Source organism: Exercitatus varius (assembly GCF_029577735.1).
Classification (GTDB): Bacteria; Pseudomonadota; Gammaproteobacteria; order Enterobacterales; family Pasteurellaceae; genus Exercitatus; species Exercitatus varius.
Map to the genome: position 1 here is coordinate 432098 of NZ_JARQTO010000001.1, position 15586 is coordinate 447683.

A 15586-nucleotide genomic window follows, 5' to 3' on the forward strand; every position below is an offset into this window, starting at 1 on the left:
GTTTATTCTCCCCAACGCAATGCCGGCGTATTGACCGGTGCGTCCCACAACGCCAAAGTTTCATCATCCGCTTTCAATAAGGTGATCGACACGCCCTGCATATCCAATGATGTGCAATAAGAACCGATTAAATTGCGTTCGATTTTCAACCCGAACGCCGTCGCAATTTGTTCCAACTTATTATAAACGCCGTAAAGTTCGGACAGCGGCACCGCCCCCAGATTGTTCACCAAAGCGATAACCCGATCGCCTTTTTGCAAAGCTTGTTTGCTGTCTTGCACTTCATTCCATTGCTGATTTTCCGCATCCCAACGACGCACGGTGCGTTGGTAATCGCCGTGGGCGATTAAAGTATCAAACATTTGTTGCACGGTGTTATCCAGATTGTCAAAAGTTCGGCGTTCAATTCCCGGTTCGCCGTGAATTCCCACCCCGAATTCCATTTCGTATTCAGCCAGCGTAAAGGACGGTTTGCCCGCTGCCGGCACGGTGCACGCAGCTAACGCAATCCCGATGGAATGTCCGTTGTTATTTAATTTATAGCCTAACTCGGCAAGTTGTTGCAGGTTATAACCCTTATCCGCCGCCGCACCCAGCAATTTCTCCAGAATAACGGTATTGGCTACGCCGCGGCGCCCTGCGGTATAAAGACTGTCTTTCACCGCCACATCATCGTCCACCAGCACCGTTGCCACTTTTACGCCATTGTCCGCTAACAATTCCGTCGCCGTTTCAAAATTCAACACGTCGCCGGTATAATTCTTAATCAGCAACAACACGCCTTCACCGCTATCTACGTTTAACCCGCATTCAAACATTTGATCCGGCGTCGGTGAGGTAAAAATCGCACCGGGACAAGCGCCGTCAAGCATTCCTTTTCCCACAAATCCTGCGTGCATCGGCTCGTGTCCGCTGCCGCCTCCGGAAATCAATGCCACTTTGCCGCTAACCGGCGCATCGGCGCGACGGACATAAACCGGCTCCGTATTCACCAACAAATTCGGATGGGATTTGGCTAATCCCTGTAATTGTTCATCCAGAACCGTTTCCACGGAATTAATGAGTTTTTTCATAGCGCAATCCTTATTATTGAATGGTAATTTACATTATGGGTTAATTTAACGGAAACGGCTCAAAATTTTTGTTAGATAGATCACAAATTCAAAAAAATTTGAGTGAAAACGAAAATTTCCGTTTCGATAAAATTAAGGTAAACTACACACAATTTTTACCGATTGAGAAAATGATGTCCGCAATTCATATCGAGCCTGTGAACGAATCCGAAATGGAAAGCCTATATTCCATTGAACGTGCCGCTCATTTAGTGCCCTGGTCGTTAGGCACGTTAAAAAACAATACGGGAAGCCGTTATCACAATCTGAAAATTCTCTCGGATGATCGGATTGCGGGCTTTGCCATTTGCCAAACCGTGCTGGATGAAGCCACTTTGTTCAATATCGCCGTTCATCCGGATTTTCAAGGGCAAAAATTAGGTTACGCCTTGCTTAAGGCGTTAATGGAGCAATTACGGGAAAAAGGCGTTTTAACCCTGTGGTTAGAAGTGCGGGAAAGCAATCGCCGTGCGATAAATTTGTATGAAAAACTGAATTTTAATGAAGTGGACGTACGCAGAAATTATTATCCGACCCCCGACGGCAAACGGGAAAATGCGATCATTATGGCGGCGTATTTGTAGCCGTTATTTGTCATGAAGCAAAAAAATGCGGTCAAATTTGACCGCACTTTTGTCTGTTTTAAACCAATTAAAATGTTGACGTATCCTGGAACAAACCGACTTTCAAATCCGTCGCCGTATAAATCACTCGGCCGTCCACTTCCACTTCACCGTCCGCCACACCCATGATTAACTTACGATTGATCACGCGTTTTAAATGAATGCGGTAAGTCACTTTTTTCGCAGTCGGCAACACCTGACCGGTGAATTTCACTTCGCCTACGCCTAAAGCGCGGCCTTTGCCTTCGCCGCCAATCCAGCCCAAATAGAAGCCCACCAACTGCCACATGGCATCCAGCCCCAAGCAGCCAGGCATCACCGGATCGCCAATGAAATGACAATCAAAAAAGAATAAATCCGGTTTAATGTCTAATTCCGCTTCCACGTAACCTTTGCCGTAATTTCCGCCGGTTTCGTTCATTTCAACCACGCGATCCATCATCAGCATTGTTGGCGCCGGCAACTGCGGACCTTTCGGCCCGAATAATTCACCGCGACCTGAGGCTAATAAATCTTCGTAAGTGTACGAGCTTTTGTGATTCGGTGTACAGGTGTTTGTCATTTCAATTTTCCCTAATAACAGATAAATAAAGGATACGCCTTGCATATCGTAACGGCGGCATTCTAACAGAGTCCCTCAAAAATAAAAATAGCTAACACGTGTACGCTGAATTGGTCTAACCAGTTACTTTTTACCCAATAATGCGCGCCACAAGCTAAAACGCGGAGAATCCGCATGTAATTCAATACGTTGGTGAATTAAACGCGCTAACGGCTGGTTATCTTCCGTATAAATTTTATCCGGTTCTTCCACCAAATCCCGCGCAAATAAAATTTTACCGGTCTGATAAACGTCTTCCACCGCCCAAATAAAAAACTGCTGATTTCTGACCGCACTTTGTACGGATTCGCTTAAACTCAGCTGATTAATTGTCGCCGCCGGGATAATGACGCCTTGTTTCCCCGTTAAGCCGCGGCGTTCGCAAATAGTAAAAAAGCCTTCAATTTTATCGTTTACGCCACCTACCGCATGAACCAGACCGAATTGATCAATAGTGCCGGTGATGGCGATCGATTGCGGAATAGCCACATCGGACAACGCGCTGGTTAACACGCAAAATGCCGCCAGAGATGCACTGTCGCCGTTAATTTCGCCGTAAGATTGTTCAAACACCAGCGAAGCGGAAAAAGGCAATTGCGACGGCAACTGTAATATGCCGGCAAGACAACTTTCCGCAATCAGCATGCCTTTGCCGTGAAGATTGCCCGCCAATTCGCTTTTGCGTTCCACATCAATGATTTCACCGTCACCGAATTTGACTAAACAGCTTATGCGCGAAGGCTCGCCGAAGGATAACGGCGCACCGGCATAATCCACCACGGACAAACCGTTAACCTGCCCGACTTCCTCGCCTTCCGTGGGAATGTAAACCTGCTCGTGCAAAATATCCGCATAGGCTTGTTCGCGCAAAAATCCCTGCTGATATTGAGTTTGCTGAAAAACTCGTTCAAAATCTCCCGCACTTATGCCCTTGTCGCCGGTATTTTTATGCGACAACCCGGCTTTCGTCAGCCAATTTTTCAGCATGGTCGGCGAAATATTGATCAGCTGACGATCTTCGCTTTCCCGCACCAATAACTGATAAAGCTTAATGAGCCCCGCCATATCGGGAACCGGCAAATGCTGCGAAACGGCAAAATCCCGCACATATTTCGCCCATTGACAATGCGCCGTTTCGTCTTCCATGGCGAAATAACTTTCGATTTCCGCATAATCCGCGAATCGGAACAAATCCGGTTCCAGCTCCGAAAACACGGCTAAATCCTCGCGCTGGCCCAACAAAATGACTTTCAGCGACAACGGATAACTTGGAATCGCACAAGGCAGCGGTTTAAACGGATGAGCGGAATACCAATCAAACATTTGCGTCTGCAGAATTTGTTTCAGGCGTTGCCACAATTCAAATTTATCTAACAAGGCAGCCAGATTGAGAATCAACACACCGCCGTTCAGCTCGTGCACCAATCCCGCATTTAACTGAATATCCTTAGACATAGGATGAACCCGAATGGAGCCCAATAAGCGGTTTTGATCAAAATATAAAGCGGAACCGACGGATTTTTTCGCCGCAAAATTATCCTGCGTCGATTGCGCCAGTTCGGCATGCACGCGGGCAAAAGAAAAGCTATCCGCCTGTTCTATGACATAATTTACACCGTGAATTTTCTCATCATCGTCAGAAAACGAATGAGCTCCAATAAACCGTTCCAATAACGGCATGTATTTCGCCTGATCATCCGCTTTCAGCACCAGTAAAGTGCGGTCGGAATTTTGCAAGAATTGCAAAAGCGCCGAACTGACGCGGGGCTGCAAATCAAAAAATGTGACGTTGTCTTGAGGCAGTTTATCAATGCATAAAGACGGCGTTAAATCTTGCCAGTTCAGGGCTTGTTCAAATCGGTTCACGTGAGTTCTCTTGTGCTGAATTTTATTGATTGCGCATTATCGCACACATTCCGCCCGCCGTCTAAAAATGACTGGCATATTTTCCCGAAAACCGGTATATTTATCGCAGTTACCACGTCACGAAAGGGACGAAAAATGAAATATCAAAAACTAAAAAACCAGGAAGCGCAATGGAAATGGCGCTATCTCATCAAAAAAAGCCGGGACGGCGAAGCGATTACCCGTTATGAAGAACGCAGCCTAGCGGACGCCAAAGTAAAGGAATTGCTGGATGCACAAAATTATCCCGAACAAATTGAAAGCTGGATTGCCGAAAATATGGCGGAAAATCTGGTGATTAAGCTGGATCAGGCAATTCGCGCCCGCCGTAAACGTTTCTTCAACGCGGAAAAACAGTCCACAAAGAAAAAATCCATCGATTTGGAATATGGCGTTTGGTCGCGCTTGTCTAAATATTCCCGCAAAATGAATATGACGTTGTCGGAAACCATTTCTTATATGATTGACGAGCGTGAAAGCAAAGCGCTCTACGAATCTCAAATGTCAGCCATGAAAGCCGGGCTAAAAGATTTGTTGAAAAAATAAATCCTCAGTTTTACGCTGAGGATTTTTTAGCATTCGGTTAATATAAATACGAACTAATCGCGCGGCAACCATTTGTTGATGATAGCGTCCAATTCGCCGGATTGACGTTCCAAATGGAAGAATTGATCCACATATTCTTTAAAACGAAAATCTCCGTTCGGGACAATCCAACCGTTTTGCGCCGGTTTTAACGGTTTGTCCGGATTGACTCCGCACAACACGCCTTTATGCTCGTGAGATTTCACAATGGCTTCCGCCGCTTCCGTCACGAAAACATCGGCTTTTTTATCGATAATTTGCTGGAAAATCGTTAGATTTTCAGGATTCATAGTTAAATTCGCTTTGGTCAGCACCGTGCGCGCATAATTTTCGTTACTGCCGCCAGGATTTGCTACGATTCTGACTTCCGGACGATTAATTTGTTCCACCGTTTGATATTTATCCACGTCTTCACAACGAACCAGCGGAGTTTTACCGTTGGTAAAATACGGCTCGGAAAATAACGCTTTTTGCTGGCGCGCCAGGGTAATGGAAATCCCGCCGACACCGATGTCGCATTTGCCTGCGGTGAAATCATCCATTAACGTTTTCCAGGTGGTTTTTACAATGGTAACCTTGGCATCCAGACTTGCCGCCAGTTTGTCGATGAGATCGTTATCAATCCCTTCAAATTTGCCGTTATTATCAAAACTGAAGGGTTTGTAATCCCCCGGCGAACACACTTTAATTTCTTTGGTCTTAAGAATTTTGCTCAATGTATCCGGCGAGGAACTCTCCGCTTGAGCGGAAGTCGCCAAAAGTGCGGTCAAAAAAACAGCTAAAATGGATTTTTTCATAATGGTATCCTTATCGGTCGTGTTGAATATTGTTTGATAAAAATAAAAAAGGAGTTCAGGCATAATACCCGAACTCCGAATTAAATTACAAGCCTGTTGCCGCCTTGATGCGATCGGCGAACATTCCGACGCTTAACGCATAATAACTGGAGCGGTTCCAGTCTAAAATCGTACGGAAATTATTTGTGACTAAAAATGCCCTGCCCACTTCCTTATCCGGACGCACCAACCACAAATCCGTTGAGGCTAACGCGTCGGTTCGCGCCGCGTTAAATCCGTTGATATTCACGCCCATGCTCTGCCATTGACTTAATGAACGGGCTTTGCCTTTTTCCGTGCCGGCAAGAGATAAATCCAGCGGCTGACTTAATGTGGCCTCAACGCCCCAAGGCAAATTGCTGTCCCAGCCGACGCTGTGAAGATAATTGGCAATGGAAGCAAACACATCGTATTCGTTACTCCAAATATCTTTCATGCCGTCACCGTCGCCGTCTGCGGCATAATTCAGATACGAACTCGGCATAAATTGGGTTTGTCCCATGGCTCCCGCCCAAGACCCCTGCATTTGTGCGCGGTTCAGATGACCGGCTTCCAGCATTTTCATGGCGTTAATAAATTCTTTGCCGAACAGATTTTCACGACGTCCGTCAAAAGCTAAAGTAGCCAACACGGAAAGCACGTCATAATCGCCCTGATAATAACCGAAGCTGCTTTCCATGCCCCACAACGCTAACAAATATTCCTGCGGCACGCCGTATTGACGGCTGGCGTTTTGCAACTGGGTGCGAACATCCCAGTAATTTTCTTCCGCTTTATCCACTTTGGCCTGGGTTAAATGTTTTGCAATATAATTGGTGACGCCGTTGGGATTCGGCGGCAAAGGCGGTTGGTTTTTACGGCGTTCCGCCAGTCCCGCCTGCTTTTGATCCAAACGTACGGCGGCATCAATATAGCGAATATTGTTCTGCTGGCTTAGGACGGCTTTGGACACACCCTGCCCCGCCGCTTTTCGTTTTAAGAAAACCACGTAATCATTGAAGTTATCGAGAGTACGCGGCGCGTTATAGGTTGCGTCCGCGCCTAACGGCGATAAATCCGCCTGAACCATGCCGGCGTTACCGTTTGCAGAATGAACGGTTTTAGGATTCGAAGAACCGGAAGAACAGCCGGCAATAACCACACCGGTTAAAAGTGCGGTCAATTTTAACAACGTTTTCATTTTTACTTTCTCATTAATTTATATAGCATTTTAACAACGGAAACCGGCATTAAACGCGGTAAGGTTCGGGCAAGGAACGTCATAAAACCGCTGACGGCACCTTGGATTTTTAGCCGTTGCTTCAACCGATACAACTTCCATTCGCTTTTCGCGTAAACCCAGCCGCGGCGGCGGCTGAACATCGCGTTGCCCGCCGTGCGAGCCAATAACAATACGTCAGGCAGATTTCCGACTTTATGACCCGTGGCAATAATGCGGTTCCACAAATTGTAATCTTCCAGGAACATATGATGCTGATAGCCGCCCACTTCCTGCAATAACGATTTTTTATAGGCTACCGTCATATGGTTAAAAGGCGAACGCATTTGGTTGAATTTCACAATATCCCGATATTCCGTCGGCACGCGACGTTCGGCGATAATGACGTTAGGATCTTCATCAAACTCGGCAATTTGCGTGCTGAACATGACGACGTCAGGATGTTGTTCGATATATTCCACTTGTTTGGCGAAACGTTCCGGTTTGCAAATGTCATCCGTGTCCATGCGGAACAGCCACTCGTTGCGGGCCGCCTTAATCCCTTCGTTTAAGGCTTTTCCCAGGCCGACATTATGCGCCAGCGGCACGGTTTTTAACGGCAATTTAGTCTGAAACTCGTCCAATACGTTTTCCAGTTCGGCGGTAATCGGCCCGTCCAAGACTAAAATAATTTCATCCGCCGGCACGGTTTGATCCGCTAAACTTTGCAGACTGGCGCGTAAATATTCGGGTTTTTCCTTAAAATATAAGGACATCAAAACAGAAAATTTCATATTCATACAAATCTTTTTAAATTAATCGCCAGCTTAGGCGAAATAAATGTCACGACGGCAATCACCAAATGTTTTAAACTGCGACTTAATTTGAACATGTCAAAATAATAACCCGCCGCCTTGCGGGATAAATTCATCGCATTCGGATACGCCAGCATATACAGCGAATTCAGCTTGAAATTGTGCGCTTGCTGCGGCGTTTTCACATATCGGCGGCGAATCGCTTCAATGGCTTTTTCCGTGTTTTCAGTATTGGTGGAAACGCTGGAACGTTTGGTATGAAAGGCGCATAAACTCAGCGGTTCGTCCACATACAACGCGTTCAAATCGCTATCGGACACCAATTTCAGCACAAAATCATAATCTTCCAGCGATTTCAAATCCGTCGATAAACCGCCTAACCGAAAAAAGAAGTCTTTTTTGATAGCCATCATCGGCATTCCGCCGATTTTGTTCGCAAGCAGCATATTTTCCAGGCTCAGCGAATCCGGCTGAAACGGCTTGGTGACATAGCTGAAACCTTCGTTCACCATCTCACATTTTGCCGGATGATAAACGAAGTTTGCCGTAGGATTTTCCGTAATGCGCTCGGCTAAAATTTCGCATTTCCGGTCGTCGAAACGATCGTCGTCATCTAAAAATAACAGCCAATCGTGCTGCGCATTTTCCGCACCGATATTACGGCTTTTCGCCGGCCCGCCATTCTGCGCATTACGAATCAGCTTCACCGGAAAAGCAAAAGTGCGGTCAATTTTTATCACGTTTTTTGAACAGTCATCCACTACAATCACTTCAAAATTTTTTACCGTCTGATTTTCCAGACTCGCCAATAAGGCATTCACTTGTGCGTTTCGGTTATAAGACGGAACAATGATACTAAACATCAGCTTCTCTCTAAAATTTTTCCTTTATTGCCGAATAAAGAAACAAACATTAAAAACGTTAACATAATTCCCGGATAGGCATAAGTATCCGCTTTAATATTCAACACGCTTAATAAAAACAAGGTGGATAAAATAAATTTCCAGCTGCCGTTAAACCAGTTATCGGCAATTCGTTTCACAAAATAAGCGGTAAATAAAAAACAGGCCAAAATGTAACCTACGCCGCCATACAATGCCTGACGGATAAAGCCCGAATCGGAGCCGCCGTAATAACTGCGCGCCGTACGCCCCACCACATAATATTGACCGTCTCCCATGATTAATTGCTTCACAGTGGGCATAAATAAATGTTTATCCATTAACGTATCCGTGGACGAACTGATGCTGGTTCCGCCGTGAATCAGATTAATCAGCGGCTCCAAAGCATGCGCCACATAAGGATGCGTAGGATACCGATAAGCAAAAAACAAAACCAGCAGAGCAAACGCGGCGATAGCGGGGATATAACGCAATCTGAAATACACCGCCAGACTGACCACCGAGAAAATAAAAAAAGTTCTGCCTGAAATCAGCCCGATAGCTAAAATGAGAAACACATAAACCGTATTTAATTTTTCATTTTTTTCGCCGTACGCCAATAAAAAATGCAGTAGCATGAGATAAAAAGCGCTAAGCGGAAAAAAAGCGGACGAAGTAAAATTATACAATCGATATTCCTGTTCGGAACCGATAAAACGAGGCAGCTGTCCGCCCATATCCGAATTGGTGCCTAACGCAACGGCGATAAATAAAGGAATTCCCGCCAAAGCAAGAGCGCCCAGCCCCGACTGCACGCCAATGCCGATATTGACATCGCGGATAAATTGCGGTTTTCCTTCCGAATGGCAATAAAATACGTTGTAAATCACAATGCCAAACACAAAAACCACCAGCGATTTTACATACATACCGATTACGCCGAATTCCGAGGTGCCGTTAATCAGAATCGGAATCACCGATACGCCGATCAGCGCCGCGCAAACCCACAAGCTATCTAAAGGAATGAAAATTTGCCTTGTCTCTTTTTTGTACCATTTGTAGCCCAGCCACAACAAAGATAAAAAGCCGATCAGCAAACTCATGCGAATCACGTGAAATAGCCACGGATCGTAAAGATAAAATAAATTAATCAATGCAGACATGATAAATTTCTCGTAATCGCCAATAGTTTTTTCAGCGGAAATTTCATCAGTTTTTTCGCCATATTATTATCTAACGAACCGCGTAAAGCCTCCAGATTACTGGTTAAATTCGGGTTTTCAATCGCCATCAGCGGACGCACCACTAAAATATCCAAACCGAATTGTTGACCGAACAAAATAAAGTCATCCGCCAGCCAATAAGTCGCCGGTAACCGCTGCACTTCACGCCAAAAACGGCGACAGGCGGATTTCTTGATTAAATAAGCCACCGTGCCGGCGAAATAATTCCGATACGGATAAGCATAGCGATATTTCGTTTTTCCCACCGGCTTTTGCAAAAAGCCGAAAGTGGTCGGGTAATTGACGGCTAATTCTTTATCATCAAAACTCGGAATTTTGGATTGCCCCACCAAAATAATATCCGCGGTCAGATTTTCCTGTAAAAGTGCGGTCAGATTTTCATTAAAATTTTCCGCAAAAAGCACATCGTCTTCACAGACTAAAACATAATCCCGCTCGTCGATCGCGTCGTCTTCGATCACTTTTTTATACACGTTCAAATGGCTTAACGTACAGCCGATTTCACCTTTTGTGACATCACGGTGATAAGCGTTTTTAAACGCGGCAAAATCAAACGTCTTTTCTAATTCCGCCTGCGATAATCCCATCGTATTAATCGCATTGAAAACTTCGAAATCGGACGTATCGGGCTGAGAAAAGAACAATTCCCGGCGTTGCGCGTCTTTTTCGAGAGAAATTAAGTATTTTTTCATGTTATTTACTTTCCAACGTTACGGAGTTAACCGGATATTTAAAATAATACGCAATCGAAATGGCCAGTCGGGTCAAACTGCCGCCGATAAAGGCATACGCCACGCCATAAAGCTGATAATCTTTTAAGGCATAAAATAAACCGACGAATACGGCGATGGAAATAATTTGTCGGGTAAACAACAACACCTGTTTGCCCTGAATCAGCATATTTTGCGATAACAGCCAGGACAAGCCTGCAATAATCGAATTCAGAATAAACCAAATCAGCACCGGCGCCACTTCCACGTATTTCGTACTGAAAAAGAACCGAATAATCGGTTCCGCCAGTAACGGCGTTAAAATAACGGCGCCCGCGCTCAGCAAAGCGATCACAGCCAATACGGATTTGATCCGGTTTAAATTGTTCAATAATCCGGAATAATAATAATCCGTCAGCATATTGATAAATTTGGTTAATAATGCGTCAAAGGCAATACATACGGTGTACAGCCCTAAATAATAATGCCCGAGCCAAATGGCGATTAAATATTTATCGAGGCTGGAGGTCGTGGCGCCGAAAATCTGATACAGATTCTGCTTAAACCAGGTTTTTAAGAAAAAAGTGCGGTCGATTTCACGCAGATTTTCCGTTTTAAGAAAGGATTTTTCGATACGATAAAGATAAAAAAGACAAGCCGCCGCCTGAATAAAACTGAATAAAGTCAACAATTCAATAACGGTCTTTAACGGCTGTTCGCCCAACCATAAATAGGTTATGCCGTAAATTGCCACCAGCAAAACCGGCTGTTGCAGCGTCAGCGCGCGATAAATTTTAAGTCGCGGATCAATTTTACTTTTCTCTAAGGTAATTGTCAGAATCGCGGTTAAAATCACATTAAATACGAATAAAAATTCGAATTGAGTAAAATCGAACAACGCCACGGCAATCAACGCCACCACAACGGCGGCGGCAATAAAGGTCGCAAAATACCGTCGCCAGTTAAGGTAACGTTTATTGCGCATGGACAGCGCCAAAGCAAAGCCCGAGCCGCCGGTCGCAATCGTGACGACATAAGATACCGTGGTAATAAACAGTTGGTGCAAACCGCGATCGTCCACCGACAACATACGTGCCAACACAAAAGAGCTCACCATCGTGAGCCCCATACTCAGAATTGTCACGCCGATCAGCATGATAAAATGACGATTACTTTTCATAGAGTTGAGTATACTCGATATTTTTCGTCCATTGATTGAAATAGCCGGTATTTTTCCCGTAAGAATTATCACAAACCTGATTCGGTAAACCTAACAGACAAGAAAAAATATGACCGTGCAGGCGACTGGTAATCACTTCGTCATAACCGAGGAAAATATCCTGACAACGGGTAATCACGTTTAATGCGTGTCGATACCAAAGCCGGTTAATTATATTTTTCACAAATGCCAGATTGAAGCGATTGGCTAATTTGGAAAAACGACTGCACCATAATTCAAATTTGAGATCGCTTGGCAACAAAATATCTTCCCAGTCTTTCACATTGTCTAAATTCGGTAATGTCGCCTGAATTTCGGCTTCAATATGGCTTTTTTCAATGTCCTTACGTAAAAAATAAAGCGTCCGATGCGGATGCTCCCGCTGTGGTTTATTGGACAACGAACCATATAACTGGTGCGCCATATCCGGCGATAAATATACATTATCAGAAAAGCGTCCGCCGAATAATTCAAAGGTTTTGCTATCGCGCGCAAACAAATGTAAATCCTGATGACGGAAAAACACTACGGCGGATTTTTCCATTTCCTGCCGACAGGAAAAATGCGCGGTCTGCGGCAATAAAATCACACGATTGTGCGGAAATTCCGTCACAATTTCTTCACGCATTTTCTGGATTAACGGATAAAGATCACCGAAATTTCCGCCGCCGTGGCATAAAATCGTCGTGTTCGGATGGATATGCTTTTTGGCTTCCCGAATATCAAATGCTTGCAGCGAACGTCTTAAAGTAATATTGATTTGATAATCTCTGAAAAACTGCTCGGTACCGGCATAAATCAGCAAATCGCCCACATTCAGATGAAGCGGATAATCAAAATAAACCACATCATTTTTATCAATGATAAGTTCTTCAATTTTCTGCAATTTTTGCTTTAATTCAACAAGAATCGGATTCATAAACTTCCTTTTAAAAACCGGCGTATTTTAGCACTTCAACTGCCTGTTGGACAGTATTTTAATGATTGAGTTCGTCCCGTTTTTACGGAATAATACGGGCAAATAATTCAACCAAGGCATCGTTATGATTGATATGACAAAACTGATTACCGCGATTATTCTCCCCCCTTTCGACGTGCTCATTTTATTGGTATTAGCCTTTTTTCTCCGGCTGTTCCGTTTCAAAAAACTCGCATTTCTGACCGCACTTTTAAGCGTTATTATTTTGTATGCGTTCAGCATTCCCTATACGGCAGAACGCCTAAATAACAGCCTCACTCAGGAAGATCATTTAACGGCGGACGATTACCGCAAAGCCCAGGCAATTGTGATTTTGGGCGGCGGATTGCGGGACAGCAAAGAACTGTTCAACACTCTCACCGTACCCGGTTTAGTGCTGGAACGCATGCGTTACGCCGCTTATTTGCACAAAGAAACGGAATTACCGATTCTCATCAGCGGCGCCAGCCCGAACGGCAATTCCGAAGCCAAAGTAATGGGACAGGAATTTTTTACTTTCTTCGGTGTTCAGCCTAAATGGCTGGAAGAACATTCCACCAATACCAAACAAAACGCCCTTTACAGCAAAGAAATTCTGGAACGGGAAAACATTAAGCGCATCGTTCTCGTCACCAATCAATGGCATATGAAACGCGCCAAAATGCTGTTTGAACAACAAGGTTTCGAAGTTTTACCGGCAAGAGTCGGCCCCGGCATTATTCCCGACAGCTATGAACTCAACACCATGCATTTCATCCCGCAAGCCGGCGCCCTTGCCGCCAACATGCAATTGCTGAAAGAATGGATCGGATATTGGAAAGAACAGTTTTAATCATCCGCTACAAAAAAATGCGGTCAAATTTGACCGCACTTTTCGTTAATCGCATAAATTTACGCTTCGCCCAACAATTTCAATTCGCGTCCGCGCACTTGTTTTTTCAGAATTTCAATGAAATCTTCTACGCTGTAAGCGCCTAAGTCCGCCCCTCTGCGGGTACGTACCGAAACTTTGCCGTCGGCGATTTCTTTATCGCCGCAAACCAACATGTAAGGCACGCGGCGCAAGGTGTGTTCACGCACTTTGAAACCGACTTTTTCGTTACGAAGATCCGCTTTCACGCGTAAACCGGCGTCGGAAAGTTGTTTTACCACTTTTTGCACGTATTCCGCCTGGCTGTCGGTAATGTTCATCACCACCGCTTGTACCGGTGCCAGCCATGCCGGGAAGAAGCCGGCGTATTCTTCGGTGATGATACCGATAAAGCGTTCGATCGAACCTAAAATCGCACGGTGAATCATGACCGGCGTGCGACGATCATTATCTTCCGCCACGTAAGACGCATTTAAACGACCCGGTAATGCAAAGTCTAATTGAATCGTTCCGCATTGCCATTCGCGATCTAAGCAGTCGCGCAATGCAAATTCAATTTTCGGACCGTAAAACGCACCTTCACCTTCCTGAATTTCATATTGCAAACCGTTATGCGCCAACGCGTTGGCTAAACCTTGCTCCGCGCGATCCCACATTTCGTCCGCACCGATACGTTTTTCCGGACGGGTGGATAATTTCACCGCGATTTTAGTAAAACCGAAGGTGGTGTACATATCGTAAACCATTTTAATACAACTGGTGACTTCGCTTTCAATTTGATCTTCGGTACAGAAAATATGGGCGTCATCCTGCGTAAATCCGCGTACGCGCATTAAGCCGTGTAAAGAACCGGACGGCTCGTTACGATGACAGGAACCGAACTCCGCCATACGAATAGGCAAATCACGGTAGGATTTCAATCCTTGATTAAAGATTTGTACATGACCCGGACAGTTCATCGGTTTAATGGCGTATTCGCGGTTTTCCGATTGAGTGGTGAACATCAAATCGCCGTAATTCTGCCAGTGACCGGTTTTTTCCCAAAGCACGCGATCCATCATGAACGGACCTTTCACTTCCTGGTAATCGTATTGTTTTAATTTGGTGCGCACAAAGGTTTCCAATTCACGGAAAATCGTCCAGCCGTCGTTGTGCCAGAACACCATACCCGGCGCTTCTTCCTGCATATGGTAAAGATCCAAAGCTTTACCGATTTTACGGTGATCGCGTTTTGCCGCTTCTTCCAAACGGGTTAAATATTCGTTTAACTGTTTTTTATCCGCCCAAGCCGTGCCGTAGATACGCTGTAACATTTTGTTTTTGCTATCACCACGCCAGTACGCACCTGCAACCTTCATTAATTTAAAGTGATGGCAGAAACGCATATTCGGCACATGCGGACCGCGACACATATCGACATATTCCTGGTGATGATATAACGCAGGGTGATCATCTTTTGCGATATTTTCATCTAAAATCGCCATTTTATACGGTTCGCCGCGTTTCTCGAAGGTATCGCGCGCTTCTTGCCAGGTTACGCGTTGTTTTACTACGTCGTAATTCGTTTTCGCCAGTTCGAGCATGCGTTTTTCTAAGGCGTCCAAATCTTCCTGGGTTAATGAACGATCTAAATCCACATCGTAGTAGAAACCGTTTTCGATAGTCGGACCGATTGCCATTTTCACGTCTGGAAATAATTGTTTAATGGCGTGACCAAGCAAGTGCGCACATGAATGACGAATAATTTCTAAGCCGTCTTCGTCTTTTGCGGTGATGATTTCCAGCGTGCTGTCTTCTCTGATTATATCGCAAGCGTCGCGGCGTTCGCCGTTAACGCGGCCTGCGATGGTGGCTTTGGCAAGTCCTGCGCCGATCGATTGGGCGACTTCAAGAACGGAAACGGGATTATCGAATTGACGTTGTGAACCGTCGGGTAAAGTAATAATTGGCATGTTGAATCCTTATACAGTGGTCATCCATACGAAAGATGACTTGTGCGTAACAATAAATAAAAAAGGTGCGAAAATG

General features: G+C 45.1%; 15 protein-coding genes. 3 read left to right on the forward strand and 12 right to left on the reverse strand.

Annotated features, from left to right (window positions below; all coding sequences use genetic code 11):
* Positions 1-2 precede the first annotated feature (2 nt).
* Positions 3-1073, reverse strand: coding sequence for a dihydroxyacetone kinase subunit DhaK (dhaK, locus tag P7M01_RS02020; protein WP_317482868.1), 1071 nt, complete (start codon positions 1071-1073; stop codon positions 3-5).
* Between the two features lie 173 nt (positions 1074-1246).
* Between dhaK and rimI the strand changes: the two genes are divergently transcribed.
* Complete coding sequence (rimI, locus tag P7M01_RS02025) at positions 1247-1696, forward strand: ribosomal protein S18-alanine N-acetyltransferase (RefSeq protein WP_317477521.1); 450 nt, start codon at positions 1247-1249, stop codon at positions 1694-1696.
* A 67-nt stretch (positions 1697-1763) separates the two neighbouring features.
* On the opposite strand, the gene fabA is transcribed toward rimI, so the two are convergent.
* Positions 1764-2297, reverse strand: a complete 534-nt coding sequence (gene fabA, locus P7M01_RS02030) for a 3-hydroxyacyl-[acyl-carrier-protein] dehydratase FabA (RefSeq protein WP_202937612.1) — start codon at positions 2295-2297, stop codon at positions 1764-1766.
* 123 nt (positions 2298-2420) lie between these two features.
* The gene (locus P7M01_RS02035) at positions 2421-4202 is read right to left on the reverse strand and encodes a Lon protease family protein (RefSeq protein ID WP_317486320.1); all 1782 of its coding nucleotides are present in this window, start codon (positions 4200-4202) and stop codon (positions 2421-2423) included.
* A 135-nt stretch (positions 4203-4337) separates the two neighbouring features.
* Here P7M01_RS02035 and matP point away from each other — a divergent pair, with 135 nt between their 5' ends.
* On the forward strand, positions 4338-4787 hold the full coding sequence (gene matP / locus P7M01_RS02040; protein ID WP_202937614.1) for a macrodomain Ter protein MatP: 450 nt from the start codon (positions 4338-4340) through the stop codon (positions 4785-4787).
* A 53-nt stretch (positions 4788-4840) separates the two neighbouring features.
* Here the strand turns inward: matP and P7M01_RS02045 are convergent, their stop codons facing one another.
* From P7M01_RS02045 to P7M01_RS02080, 8 genes are all read right to left on the reverse strand, one after another.
* Positions 4841-5623 carry a transporter substrate-binding domain-containing protein gene (locus tag P7M01_RS02045; protein ID WP_317477355.1) on the reverse strand — a complete coding sequence of 261 codons (783 nt, stop codon included), beginning with the start codon at positions 5621-5623 and terminating at the stop codon, positions 4841-4843.
* 85 nt (positions 5624-5708) lie between these two features.
* Complete coding sequence (locus P7M01_RS02050; protein ID WP_317482870.1) at positions 5709-6842, reverse strand: lytic murein transglycosylase; 1134 nt, start codon at positions 6840-6842, stop codon at positions 5709-5711.
* A 2-nt stretch (positions 6843-6844) separates the two neighbouring features.
* Positions 6845-7654 (reverse strand): glycosyltransferase family 2 protein, encoded by an 810-nt coding sequence (locus P7M01_RS02055; RefSeq protein WP_317475256.1) that lies wholly within the window; start codon positions 7652-7654, stop codon positions 6845-6847.
* Positions 7655-7656: 2 nt separating this feature from the next.
* Complete coding sequence (locus P7M01_RS02060; protein ID WP_317475255.1) at positions 7657-8538, reverse strand: glycosyltransferase family 2 protein; 882 nt, start codon at positions 8536-8538, stop codon at positions 7657-7659.
* Positions 8538-9719, reverse strand: a complete 1182-nt coding sequence (locus P7M01_RS02065) for a hypothetical protein (RefSeq protein ID WP_317482871.1) — start codon at positions 9717-9719, stop codon at positions 8538-8540. The genes P7M01_RS02060 and P7M01_RS02065 overlap by 1 nt, the downstream gene beginning before the upstream one ends.
* On the reverse strand, positions 9707-10492 hold the full coding sequence (locus tag P7M01_RS02070; RefSeq protein ID WP_317482872.1) for a glycosyltransferase family 25 protein: 786 nt from the start codon (positions 10490-10492) through the stop codon (positions 9707-9709). The genes P7M01_RS02065 and P7M01_RS02070 overlap by 13 nt, the downstream gene beginning before the upstream one ends.
* Before the next feature lies 1 nt (position 10493).
* Positions 10494-11690, reverse strand: coding sequence for a lipopolysaccharide biosynthesis protein (locus P7M01_RS02075; RefSeq protein WP_394853413.1), 1197 nt, complete (start codon positions 11688-11690; stop codon positions 10494-10496).
* On the reverse strand, positions 11680-12648 hold the full coding sequence (locus P7M01_RS02080; RefSeq protein WP_317482873.1) for a polysaccharide pyruvyl transferase family protein: 969 nt from the start codon (positions 12646-12648) through the stop codon (positions 11680-11682). The genes P7M01_RS02075 and P7M01_RS02080 overlap by 11 nt, the downstream gene beginning before the upstream one ends.
* 124 nt (positions 12649-12772) lie before the next feature.
* On the opposite strand from P7M01_RS02080, the gene P7M01_RS02085 reads away from it, so the two are divergent.
* Complete coding sequence (locus tag P7M01_RS02085) at positions 12773-13519, forward strand: YdcF family protein (RefSeq protein WP_317482874.1); 747 nt, start codon at positions 12773-12775, stop codon at positions 13517-13519.
* A gap of 59 nt (positions 13520-13578) precedes the next feature.
* Here the strand turns inward: P7M01_RS02085 and thrS are convergent, their stop codons facing one another.
* On the reverse strand, positions 13579-15510 hold the full coding sequence (gene thrS / locus P7M01_RS02090; RefSeq protein WP_317482875.1) for a threonine--tRNA ligase: 1932 nt from the start codon (positions 15508-15510) through the stop codon (positions 13579-13581).
* Positions 15511-15586: the final 76 nt, after the last annotated feature.

Coding starts and splice junctions, on each gene's coding strand:
- dhaK (WP_317482868.1), bottom strand. CDS start 1,073: ATGAAAAAACTCATTAATTCCGTGGAAACGGTTCTGGATGAACAATTA.
- rimI (WP_317477521.1), top strand. CDS start 1,247: ATGTCCGCAATTCATATCGAGCCTGTGAACGAATCCGAAATGGAAAGC.
- fabA (WP_202937612.1), bottom strand. CDS start 2,297: ATGACAAACACCTGTACACCGAATCACAAAAGCTCGTACACTTACGAA.
- matP (WP_202937614.1), top strand. CDS start 4,338: ATGAAATATCAAAAACTAAAAAACCAGGAAGCGCAATGGAAATGGCGC.
- P7M01_RS02045 (WP_317477355.1), bottom strand. CDS start 5,623: ATGAAAAAATCCATTTTAGCTGTTTTTTTGACCGCACTTTTGGCGACT.
- P7M01_RS02050 (WP_317482870.1), bottom strand. CDS start 6,842: ATGAAAACGTTGTTAAAATTGACCGCACTTTTAACCGGTGTGGTTATT.
- P7M01_RS02055 (WP_317475256.1), bottom strand. CDS start 7,654: ATGAAATTTTCTGTTTTGATGTCCTTATATTTTAAGGAAAAACCCGAA.
- P7M01_RS02060 (WP_317475255.1), bottom strand. CDS start 8,538: ATGTTTAGTATCATTGTTCCGTCTTATAACCGAAACGCACAAGTGAAT.
- P7M01_RS02065 (WP_317482871.1), bottom strand. CDS start 9,719: ATGTCTGCATTGATTAATTTATTTTATCTTTACGATCCGTGGCTATTT.
- P7M01_RS02070 (WP_317482872.1), bottom strand. CDS start 10,492: ATGAAAAAATACTTAATTTCTCTCGAAAAAGACGCGCAACGCCGGGAA.
- P7M01_RS02075 (WP_394853413.1), bottom strand. CDS start 11,690: ATGAAAAGTAATCGTCATTTTATCATGCTGATCGGCGTGACAATTCTG.
- P7M01_RS02080 (WP_317482873.1), bottom strand. CDS start 12,648: ATGAATCCGATTCTTGTTGAATTAAAGCAAAAATTGCAGAAAATTGAA.
- P7M01_RS02085 (WP_317482874.1), top strand. CDS start 12,773: ATGATTGATATGACAAAACTGATTACCGCGATTATTCTCCCCCCTTTC.
- thrS (WP_317482875.1), bottom strand. CDS start 15,510: ATGCCAATTATTACTTTACCCGACGGTTCACAACGTCAATTCGATAAT.